Raw genomic sequence first — 10,903 nt, forward strand, 5'->3', positions numbered from 1 at the left:
CTGCGCTTTATTAAAAAAAGGGGCGACCAAATGGTCGCCCCTTTTTTTGCGTCCTCAGTCCCGCAAATCGGGAGTGTTGACTGGCAAATCAGTCAACCGCACTTGAAATGGCTGAAACGGTTGTCTATGTCGCTGGTGACTTTAAGACGATCATGGCGATGATCCGCCGTGTAGACGTACCCGTCCTGTTCGTGACGAACGTATGCCGCCCCAGACATTACGCGCAACTCTTCGAGTAAAGCGGGCGTCACCATGATCGGCGCCAGGGTATCGAATGCAAAGTTATCGTTGCATCGACCCGTCTCGCCCTCGGAAGCCGAAGCCTCAAACGCTGCGATGCCAACGGTCATGAGTACAGCCAGAACTGCATTTTTCAAAACGATTTTCTTGAACATGTTGCTTCCTTGCAGGGTTGATCGGAAATGCGCCTGACTCCTTCCAGGCGCAGGACAGATCATTGCGCAGAAACGCATCAAGCGTGCGATATATATGTATCGCTATCGCCGCGTGCTTTGCCCCTGCAAGCACCCTCAGAGGGTTTGCGAATCAGGCCAGATCCACCAGAACGATTTCGCTGTCCTCAATGGCCGTGACGCTCAGCACGCGCTCATGCGCTACCGCCACACCGTCCCGAGCTTGTGCGCGCAAGCCGTTGACTTCAATCACGCCGGTGCTCGGTACCAGATACGCGCGACGGCCTTCATCCAGATGATATTCGGCAGTTTCACCCGCCTTGAGGTTGGCCGCGACCAATCGCGCATCAGCGCGAATCCGCAGGCTCTGGTCATCGCCGTCCTTGCCGCTGGCCAACGTAACAAAACCTTCACGCTGACCTTTCGGGAACGGTTTCGCACCCCACGAGGGTGGCGCGCCAGTTTCCGTCGGCAGAATCCAGATCTGGAAGATCTTGGTGTCTTTGGTTTCCAGGTTGTATTCGCTGTGAGCGATGCCGGTGCCGGCGCTCATCACTTGTACGTCGCCAGCCTCGGTGCGGCCCTTGTTGCCGAGGTTGTCCTGGTGAGTAATCGCACCTTCACGGACGTAGGTGATGATTTCCATGTCGCGATGCGGGTGCTGCGGGAACCCGGTGCCCGCTGCGATCACATCATCGTTCCACACCCGCAGGTTGCCCCAGCTCATGCGCTGCGGATCGTAGTACTCGGCGAACGAAAAGTGGTGATGAGCGTCCAGCCAGCCGTGATGGGCGCCGCCCAGCGAGCTGAAAGGTCTGAGTTCAAGCATGATCGTCTCCTCAAAAGGCTCGTCAACGGGGTGTGATGGTTGCACCCGATGCGAGACCGGTGGTTTATGACGTGGATCATCTATCAGTTAACTATCGATAAAAAGCGTAAAAAATGCGGCATTAGCATCGAATCCGTTGATATGAAAATAGCCCGCAAGCGTCTCATCTCACCTTCAGTTCATCGCCTAAACCAATGAGCTGTAAGCATTTCGCTAGAACTGAGCGGCAAATACAGCCACCATAGCTGCAACAGCCTCACACACTGGAGCCCGTCAGCGTGGCGCAACACACCCCCGATCTTCCTCCCGAACTTCGCCCCTTGGCCGAGATGCCTTGGTTCAAACGCCTGGCAGCACGCTTCTTCGGCCATGGTTTGACCCGTTTGCGTGCGCAGCACCGTGCTTCGTGGTTGCACGGTCAGGCCGATGGCTTTCGTAGCGGCCACACCGCTGGTGTCGAATATGGTTTTAAGGAAGGCAAGCTTGAGGGGCTGGAAGAAGGCCGTCAGGTGCTGTTGATCCGTGATAGCCGCAGCACTGAACATCGTCCGCCCAGCATCGATAATCATCTGTTCGACGATTGGCGTCCGCCGCTGAGTGCCGAGCTGAAGAAGCGCATGAAGGCCGATGTCGCCCGTTTGCTGCCTGAGCATGCTCAACCCAGTAGCGCGCAATGGAAGATGATTTTCAGCGAAACACCGTCGACGTCAGTGGTCGCCGGCGCTGGCGCGGGCAAGTCCACCACGCTGGTGTTGCGCATCCTGTTGCTCAAGCACTATCTGGGCTTTGAGCTGGATTCGATGACCGTGGTGACCTTCACCCGCGAGTCGCGCAAGGATTTCATCAACAAACTGATCGAGCTGTTCGCGCTCTGGGGTCTGGCGCTGAATCTGCGCCAGGCGCGCGAACTGGTGCGCACCTTCCATTCGCGCATTCTGCCGATGGTGCGCAGCTTGCCGGGTTTCGAACGTTTGCAGGCCTTTGAAAACCTCAGCCATCGACCGCAAGGTGCCGACGAGGAGGCCGACAGCAATCCGTTCGACCTGCGCATCAACGATGCACAACGCCAGCAACTCAACGCCTGCTATCACCGCTTGTTCAAAGAGGACGAGCGTTTCCGCCAGTTGATTCAGCCACTGTCGCGCGCCGGTTTACAGCTCAAGGAGCTGGAACGTGATCACCCGGACGTGCAAAAACGCGTTGCCGTGACGGAACTGGCCTCCCGGCGCGACGAAGAGCTGTGCGATGCCATCGAAGATTTGTGGTTCCGTGCCGGCGCCTGGCCGATCAAGGGGATTGAGCCGAACCGGCAGAGTTTCGATATCAACGGCGCAAAATTTCATTGTCATGGTTACATTCCCAGTCTGGATGCCTGGGTGGTGCTCGGTTTTGATCCACGGGAAAACCCGCAGGTCAGCCGGCCAAACGCCAAGCTCAGCGTGCGTGCGGAGTGGGCAGTCAAGCGCACCCTGTTTCAAGCTTTCTGTCGTAAGCCTTTGATTTGGCTGGATAGCTACGAGTCGTCGAGACGCGTTCTGGCAACGCTGGAAGGCGATGCCAGCGCCGGGCCGGGCTTCGAATACAAGGTCAAGGGCGAGTTGGCTTCCGCGCCGTTGCTCGACTGTTTTGTCGCGGCGGCCGGTTTCATCGAAAACCTCGGCCTGGACGTGCCTGACGCGGTCGCTCGCATGAGTTTTGCCAAAGACGACCCGGACCGGTTTTTCTTTGAGGCGCTGAGCCTGTTCTGGCGGGCCTTTGAAGATCATCTGCTCGATCAGAAACCGCCGATCATGACCTACAACCGCATGTTCGCGTTGTTCAGCGAGCACTCACCGGAAAACCTCAAGCTGTTGAGCGATGAACTGCTCAGGCCGCTGTCGCACCTGATGATCGATGAGTTTCAGGATGTTTCACCACAGATCGTTTCGTGGATCCGTGCCAGCCTGATGGAGATTCGCAGTCGTGGCCCGGCCATGCACGTCGGACGGGGCGCGCAACGCTCGTCGCTGTTGTGTGTTGGCGATGACTGGCAGTCGATTTACGGCTGGCGTGGCAGTTCGCCGAGTTACTTCATGGCGTTCGACAAGGAATTCCCGTCGCCTGCCACTACGCGGGTGATGCTCAGCGACAACTACCGCAGTCATCAGCACATTATCGACGCGGCCGAGCACATCGTTCGTGCCGCCCCGGCGATCCCCGGCAAGAAGGCCAAGGCCAGCGGCGCAGCCAAGCCGCTGCAACCGGTCAACGTGCTGGAGCGCGATGATCAGGCATTGGGCCAACGCCTCGCCGAACATTATCGTCAGGGTCATTCAATCTTGATGCTGTATCGAAAAAGTAGCGATAAGTCATTGATAGAGCAGCATATTCAGTCAGTAGTTAATGTCGATTCGAGCTTGCCGTACGAAGCGCGCCGGCTGAAGCAACTGACCTACCACAGTGCCAAAGGCTTGCAGGCCGACGCGGTGTTTCTGCTCGGCGATTGCCAGCACCTGACCAGTTCGCCCTATAAGAATCAGGTCTATCGCATGGCGGGACTGGGCAAGCCGGGCGACAGCGAGCCCTACGACACCGCGCAAAAAGACGAAATCCTGCGGCTGGCGTATGTCGGCATCACCCGCGCGGTCAGCCATTGCTACTGGTACGTTGAACCGCAGGAAGCGCAAGCGGTGAACATGCCCAGGGCGTCCGACCGGGTGGCCAAGGACAAGCCGTTCTTCGTTGATCACCGCAGCGCCAAACACAGCGCATGAGCACAAAAAAGCCCACATCGCTGTGGGCTTTTTTGTTTTAAATCATAAGCTTATGCGTAACTCTTGAGAGACTCCGGAGGTATGAATGCTTCCAGCTCGTCCTCCACAGCCTCGATGATTCGCTCTACATCCGCTGCATTCATCACCGTCGCACACGGGATGCCAGCGATGGCGATCATGGTTTCGCCACTGGCGCGATCGAACAGACGGGCGATCATGCTGCCCGGCGCGTCCATCGTCGCCTCGAAACCCATGGGATGAAAATGCCAGCGCATCAGCTGGCAGGCATTGGGGAACGTGACTTTGCTTGACCCTTTATTCATGTGTTGCCCGCCTTCTTCATCGAGCGCTTCCGTTTGCTCATGTTAGGTGGGAAGAGCCTTCATTGGCTCAACCGGTGACTGACATTAAAAGTAGCATCCCGATGTGAAATTCCTGTGAGATTTTTCAGTTCTTTTTGCGATTGCTTCGCATTTTTTGATGTAAGTCACGGCGTACGCAATCGTCGCCAAATGGCCACTATGGTTTAGTCATTGAAGCCTGCGCCGAACTTGGGCAAGCTCGGTTCTTTTGCGCCGAGCCCCTTATGCACGCCGACGACGACGGCCCAGAACAGACCCAGGCCACGGCGGCCACGGTCATGCGCTATCACCTGAGCTGGAAGCACCGTGACCTCGACAGCGTCATGGCGCTGTATCACCCGGACATCCAGTACAACGACTTCTTCCAGAACCGCGTGCTCGGCCTTGATGAATTGCGCGAGTACGTGCGCGTCAGCATGCCGCGCGAATCCGACGAATTGCTTGAGCATTGCGATCGCATTCGCGTCGACGGCAACACCGCGTTCATTCAATACGAAGTCACCTTGCGCGGCGGTGACGGGCTGGTGTCGTTTCGTTCCAGCGAGGCGATCACGGTCAGGGACGGGCTGATCTGGCGCGTCAACGAATACGCCTCGCTGGTGCGCACGCAAACTCTCGGCACAAGCTCTTCAAGTCAGCGCCCGGCGGTCAGTCGCCTGGGCCTGTCCCCACGCCAGTTAAGTTTTATGGCTGAAGACCTGCAGCAGTATTTCGAAAACCAGCAGCCGTACCTCGACCCCGAACTCGATTTGCAGCGAGTGGCGAAGGAGTGTGGCTACAGCCGCAACCAGATTTCCTATCTGCTCAATCAGGTGCTTGGGCAAAGCTTCTATCGCTACGTCAACCAGGCACGCCTGCAACATCTGCTGCGCGCGCTCGACAACGCGGCGCCACCCGTACGCATTGATGAACTGGCTTTCGCTGCCGGTTTCAATTCGTTGTCGGCGTTTTACAGCTGTTTCCGTCAACACACCGGCCAGTCGCCCAAGGCTTACGCCAAACAAATTTCTTTGCGGGCACGCGCGCAAGACATCAACTGAGCACAGCCACTAGGATCGACGCCATCGAAGTTTTCAGTGGCGGAGTCTTGCATGCCGGCGTGGCGCACTATCAGTTTGTGGATGGATCAACTCGATGAGCCGCTGACCGCGCGGCCCGAGCTTGAGCGAGATCTGGACGTCGACGTGGCGATCATCGGCGCCGGTTACACGGGCCTGTGGACGGCGTACTACCTGAAAAAACTCGCGCCGGGGCTCGACATTGCGATTGTCGAAGCGCAGACCGCCGGTTTTGGCGCGTCCGGTCGCAATGGCGGCTGGCTGATGGGCAACCTGCTTGGCGAGGATCGCTTGCTGGCCGGGCTGTCGCCGGAACAACGCCGCGCCTCATTCGATCTGCTGCACAGCATTCCCGATGAAGTGGAAATTGTTCTCGAACGCGAAGGCATTGACTGCGATTACCGCAAGGGCGGGGTGCTGTACTGCGCCGCCCGCTATCCAGAGCAGGAAGCCACGCTGCGTGACTATCTGGCCAAACTGCACGCCCAGGGCCTGACCGACGACGATTACCGCTGGCTCAGTCCCGAGCAACTGGCGCAGCAGATCCGCGTGGCCAAGCCGTACGGCGGGATTTACGCGCCGCACGTGGCGACCATCCATCCGGCGAAACTGGTGCGGGGCCTCGCGCGCACGGTGCAGAACATGGGCGTGAAAATCTACGAAAACAGTCCGGTCACCCATTGGCAGTCGGGCAGTTTGCGCACGGCGAAAGCCAGCGTGCGCAGTCGCTGGATCGTGCCGGCCGTCGAAGGTTATTCGGTGACCTTGCCGCCGCTGGGCCGCTATCAATTGCCGGTGCAGAGCCTGATCGTCGCCACTGAACCCTTGTCCGCCGCGACCTGGGATGAGATCGGCCTCAATCGTGGCCAGGCGTTCAGCGAATTCAGCCGGCAGGTCACTTATGGCCAGCGCAGTGCCGACAATCGTCTGATCTTCGGCGCACGCGGCGGTTATCAGTTTGCCGGCAAGTTGCGGCACAACTTCGATCTGACCCGCGATGAGGTCGAGCTGCGCCGCTATCTGTTCGGCGAACTGTTCCCGCAACTGAAAAACGTGCAGATCACCCACGCCTGGGGTGGCAACCTTGGCATGTCCCGCCACTTCAAACCGCACATGCTCTGTGATCGCGCCAACGGCATCGCGCTGTCCGGCGGTTATGGCGGGGAGGGCGTCGGCGCGAGCAATCTCGGCGGGCGCACCTTGGCCGATCTGATTCTCGAGCGCGACACCGAACTGACCCGGCAGCCGTGGGTGCTGCCGGACGGCGGCATTCATGCCCTGCGCGCCTGGGAGCCGGAGCCGTGCCGCTGGCTCGGCTACAACGCGATCATCAAAAGCTTCGTCCACGAAGACCAGACCCTGGCCAACCCGGCGACCGCGCCATGGCGGCGCAAGCTCGCCAGCCAAGTTGCGGGTTTCATGGAAGGTTTCATGCATTGAACGTCGATTTACTTCAAGAAAGCCCAAAGACAGGTCAGACCATGAGCATTACCCAGTTCAAGAACACCGCAACCCTGCCACTCGACGAGTCCAGCCCGGTCGCCGTGCCCCTCGGCGAACCGGTGGCGATCGCCTCGACCACCAGCGTCGAGCGCGATGACGGCGTCGAAACCGGCGTCTGGGAATGCACGCCCGGGCGCTGGCGTCGGCAGATCACCGCGCAGGAGTTCTGCCATTTCATTTCCGGGCGCTGCACGTTCACCCCTGACGGTGGCGGCGAAACCCTGCACATACAAGGTGGCGACGCACTGATGTTGCCAGCCAACACGCTCGGTATCTGGGATATCCAGGAAACCGTGCGCAAGAGCTACGTGCTGATTTTCTGATTGTTTGATCCTTTGATTGCCTGCCAACAAAAAAGAAAACCCACACAGGAATCGATCCATGATCCGCAAGACCCTCGCTCTGGCACCGCTGATGTTCGCCGTTTCCCTTGCTCAGGCAGCGGAAACGGTCAAGGTTTACAACTGGTCTGACTACATCGCGCCGGACACCACCAAGAATTTCGAGAAAGAGACGGGCGTGGGCGTCACCTATGACGTCTACGACAGCAATGAAACCCTTGACGGCAAGTTGATGACCGGTAAATCCGGTTACGATGTGGTGTTCCCGTCCAACCACTTCATGGCCCGGCAGATTCAGGGTGGGGCGCTGAAAAAACTCGACAAGAGCCAGTTGCCGAACTGGAAAAACCTCAATCCGGTACTGCTCAAAGCCCTGCAAACCAACGACCCGAATAACGAACACGGCTTCCCGTACCTGTGGGGCAGCACCGGCATCGGCTACAACATCGCCAAGGTCAAAGCGGTGCTGGGCGATGACGCGCCGGTGGATTCCTGGGACCTGATCTTCAAGCCCGAATACATGGAAAAGCTGCAGAAGTGCGGCGTGGCGATCCTCGACAACGGCCCCGAATTGCTGCCGGCGGCGCTCAATTACCTGGGCCTGCCGCACCACAGCAAAAATCCCGAGGATTACAAAAAGGCCGAAGCGCTGCTGATGAAAGTGCGGCCCTACGTCAGCTATTTCCACTCGTCGAAATACACCAGCGACCTGGCCAACGGCGACATCTGCGTGGCGGTCGGTTTCTCCGGTGACATCCTGCAAGCCGAGAACCGCGCCAAGGAAGCGAAAAACGGCGTCGACATCGGTTATGCGATTCCCAAGGAAGGCGCAGCCATCTGGTTCGACATGGTCGCCATGCCCGCCGATGCGCCGGACGAGAAGGCCGGTTACGCGTTCATGAACTACCTGCTGCGCCCGGACGTGATGGCCGGCATCAGCAACTACGTGCATTACGCCAATGGCAATGAACAGGCCGACAGCCTGATCGACCCGGCGATCAAGAACGACACCAAGGTGTATCCGAGTCCGGAGATGATGGGCAAGCTGTTCGCGCTGGAGGCGATGCCGTTGAACATTGACCGGATCCGGACGCGGGTGTGGAACAAGATTCGCACCGGTAGCTGACTCGCTTCCCCTCTGTAGGAGCTGCCGCAGGCTGCGATCTTTTGATCTTGCTTTTATAAGGCAAAGTCAAAAGATCGCAGCCTCGTTTCACTCGTCAGCTCCTACAGTTTTGGCGACCATTTTGGTTGATATCAATACACTGGCATCGCACTAATAAAGTGCAGCAAAGTGAGACGCGCCTAACAAAAAACAACTTACCCATATTTAATATTTAAATAGGAAATCGTCAGACAATTAGGCAGAAGCCGCGCAACTAAAACATTCTTTCTTCCCCGCACGCTTTGTTTACGGCAGTTTTCCGAAACAGCCCGATTTGATCTCAAAAAAATCCTTTACGACAGATTTCAAATTGTGTCAGGTTTCTTACGCCTTCATTGGGCGAGTGATAGGACGCTCTCGCCAGCGAGACGCCTATCGGACAAAAACTGTTCCATTGCTAAACAAGGAAGTGTGTTTATGTCGAAAGTAAAAGCTAATGCTATTGATACCGCCGAACAGGCTTTTCTGTTGTCTGCGGCGCCGCAACCTCTGGCTGCAACCAGCTCAGCCTGGAACCAGATCAATAGCTTCAGCCACCAATACGATCGTGGCGGCAACCTCACGGTCAATGGCAAGCCCTCTTACTCCGTCGATCAGGCCGCAACCCAGTTGCTGCGCGACGGTGCTGCCTACCAGGACAAGGACGGCAGCGGCAAGATCGAACTCACCTATACCTTCCTGACTTCGGCATCGTCCAGCACGATGAACAAGCACGGGATCACCGGGTTCAGTCAGTTCAATGCGCAACAACAAGCCCAGGCCAAGCTCGCCATGCAATCCTGGGCGGATGTAGCCAACGTGACCTTCACCGAGAAAGCCACGGGCGGTGACGCTCACATGACCTTCGCTAACTACAGCGGTGGTGTCGACGGTGCAGCGGCATTCGCTTATCTGCCAGGGACTGGCGCCGGCTATGACGGCACCTCGTGGTACCTGACCAACACCAGTTACACGCCGAACAAGACGCCGGATCTGAACAACTACGGTCGTCAGACCCTGACCCACGAAATCGGCCACACCCTGGGCCTTGCTCACCCTGGCGACTACAACGCCGGTAATGGCAACCCGACCTACAATGACGCGACCTACGGCCAGGACACCCGCGGCTACAGCGTCATGAGCTACTGGAGCGAAAGCAATACCAACCAGAACTTCAGCAAGGGCGGTGTCGAAGCGTATTCGTCCGGTCCGCTGATGGACGATATCGCGGCCATCCAGAAACTCTACGGTGCCAACACCACCACCCGTACCGGTGACACCACCTACGGCTTCAACTCCAACACTGGCCGCGATTTCCTCAGCGCTTCGTCGTCGAGTGACAAAGTGGTGTTCTCGGTGTGGGACGCGGGCGGCAAGGACACTCTGGACTTCTCGGGTTTCACCCAGAACCAGAAGATCAACCTCAATGAAGCCTCGTTCTCCGACGTTGGCGGCCTGGTGGGCAACGTGTCCATTGCCAAAGGCGCGATCATCGAAAACGCCATTGGCGGTTCGGGTAACGATCTGCTGATCGGCAACAGCGTGGCCAACGAGCTCAAGGGCGGTGCCGGCAACGACATCCTCTACGGCGCTGGCGGTGCCGACAAACTGTGGGGCGGTGCGGGTTCGGACACCTTCGTGTTCGCGGCCAGCTCTGACTCCAAGCCAGGTGCGATCGATCAGATCCTCGATTTTGTCAGCGGTCTGGACAAAATCGATCTGACCGGCATCACCAACGGCGCCGGCCTGCACTTCGTCAGCAGCTTCACCGGTGCTGCCGGTGACGCGGTCCTGACGTCGTCGGGCGGCAACAGTCTGCTCTCGGTGGACTTCTCCGGGCACGGCGTGGCGGACTTCCAGGTCAGCACCGTTGGCCAGGCAGCGACCAGCGACATCGTGGCGTGATGTAGCAATGGAAAGCGGCGTGTGATGCGCCGCTTTCTTTGCTTGCATCGTGTTGGTCGGTAAGTAAGGCTACATGTCGGAGCGAATATTCCCATGATCAGTAAAGCTTTTACCTACAAGGCGGCGTGGCTTTCGGCGGCGCTCATGATGATTTCAGGAGAAACCACTATGGCAAGCAGCCTCAGACTTGAAGAACCCTCCGTTTTTGCCGGGCAGTGGCAAGCGACGCTGTCCACCCGAGGTGATGACCCACAAGCGCAACAGCAGCAGGACAAACCCTCGAATACTTGCCTCGTCGAATTGCAGGCGAACAAAACCCTGGGTGAAGGTGCCGACTGTCTCGGTGCATGGATTGAACAAACCCCGATCGGCTGGTTTCCCGATCCGGACGGCCTCTCGATTACCGGCAAGGAAGGCTCAAGAATCCAGTTCTTCAGCCGACAACGTGACGGGCTTTATCTGGCGACTTTGAAGTCGGGTCTGGTGATTACGCTTGAGCGCGCAGCGCAACAGCCTTGATTATTCAAACGGCGACAAAGTTTTAATATAAAGCGCCACGCGATGGTTATAAGAAACGCTGGATGGCAACTGCACC

General features: G+C 57.9%; 10 protein-coding genes. 7 read left to right on the forward strand and 3 right to left on the reverse strand.

Features of this window, described 5'->3' with window-relative positions; all coding sequences use genetic code 11:
• Positions 1-92: 92 nt before the first annotated feature.
• A complete protein-coding gene (locus tag P3G59_RS14220; protein ID WP_277762059.1) occupies positions 93-395 on the reverse strand; it encodes a hypothetical protein in 303 nt (100 codons plus the stop codon).
• 151 nt (positions 396-546) lie between these two features.
• Positions 547-1,242: a pirin family protein gene (locus P3G59_RS14225; RefSeq protein WP_277762060.1), complete on the reverse strand. Its 696-nt coding sequence runs from the start codon at positions 1,240-1,242 to the stop codon at positions 547-549.
• A gap of 278 nt (positions 1,243-1,520) precedes the next feature.
• Here P3G59_RS14225 and P3G59_RS14230 point away from each other — a divergent pair, with 278 nt between their 5' ends.
• On the forward strand, positions 1,521-3,995 hold the full coding sequence (locus P3G59_RS14230; protein ID WP_277762061.1) for a UvrD-helicase domain-containing protein: 2,475 nt from the start codon (positions 1,521-1,523) through the stop codon (positions 3,993-3,995).
• Between the two features lie 50 nt (positions 3,996-4,045).
• Here the strand turns inward: P3G59_RS14230 and P3G59_RS14235 are convergent, their stop codons facing one another.
• Positions 4,046-4,318 carry a DUF1652 domain-containing protein gene (locus tag P3G59_RS14235; protein WP_025109621.1) on the reverse strand — a complete coding sequence of 91 codons (273 nt, stop codon included), beginning with the start codon at positions 4,316-4,318 and terminating at the stop codon, positions 4,046-4,048.
• Between the two features lie 263 nt (positions 4,319-4,581).
• On the opposite strand from P3G59_RS14235, the gene P3G59_RS14240 reads away from it, so the two are divergent.
• From P3G59_RS14240 to P3G59_RS14265, 6 genes are all read left to right on the forward strand, one after another.
• Entirely contained in the window at positions 4,582-5,397 is an 816-nt protein-coding gene (locus P3G59_RS14240; protein WP_277762062.1) for a helix-turn-helix domain-containing protein, read from the forward strand.
• 51 nt (positions 5,398-5,448) lie between these two features.
• Positions 5,449-6,855: an FAD-dependent oxidoreductase gene (locus P3G59_RS14245; RefSeq protein ID WP_277762063.1), complete on the forward strand. Its 1,407-nt coding sequence runs from the start codon at positions 5,449-5,451 to the stop codon at positions 6,853-6,855.
• Positions 6,856-6,896: 41 nt separating this feature from the next.
• Complete coding sequence (locus P3G59_RS14250) at positions 6,897-7,241, forward strand: cupin domain-containing protein (protein WP_038367864.1); 345 nt, start codon at positions 6,897-6,899, stop codon at positions 7,239-7,241.
• Positions 7,242-7,299: 58 nt separating this feature from the next.
• Positions 7,300-8,385, forward strand: coding sequence for a polyamine ABC transporter substrate-binding protein (locus tag P3G59_RS14255; RefSeq protein ID WP_277762064.1), 1,086 nt, complete (start codon positions 7,300-7,302; stop codon positions 8,383-8,385).
• Between the two features lie 456 nt (positions 8,386-8,841).
• Positions 8,842-10,308 (forward strand): serralysin family metalloprotease, encoded by a 1,467-nt coding sequence (locus P3G59_RS14260; protein ID WP_277762065.1) that lies wholly within the window; start codon positions 8,842-8,844, stop codon positions 10,306-10,308.
• Positions 10,309-10,401: 93 nt separating this feature from the next.
• Positions 10,402-10,827 carry an AprI/Inh family metalloprotease inhibitor gene (locus P3G59_RS14265; protein ID WP_277762066.1) on the forward strand — a complete coding sequence of 142 codons (426 nt, stop codon included), beginning with the start codon at positions 10,402-10,404 and terminating at the stop codon, positions 10,825-10,827.
• Positions 10,828-10,903: the final 76 nt, after the last annotated feature.

It is taken from the genome of Pseudomonas sp. A34-9 (assembly GCF_029543085.1).
In the GTDB taxonomy this organism is placed as follows: domain Bacteria; phylum Pseudomonadota; class Gammaproteobacteria; order Pseudomonadales; family Pseudomonadaceae; genus Aquipseudomonas.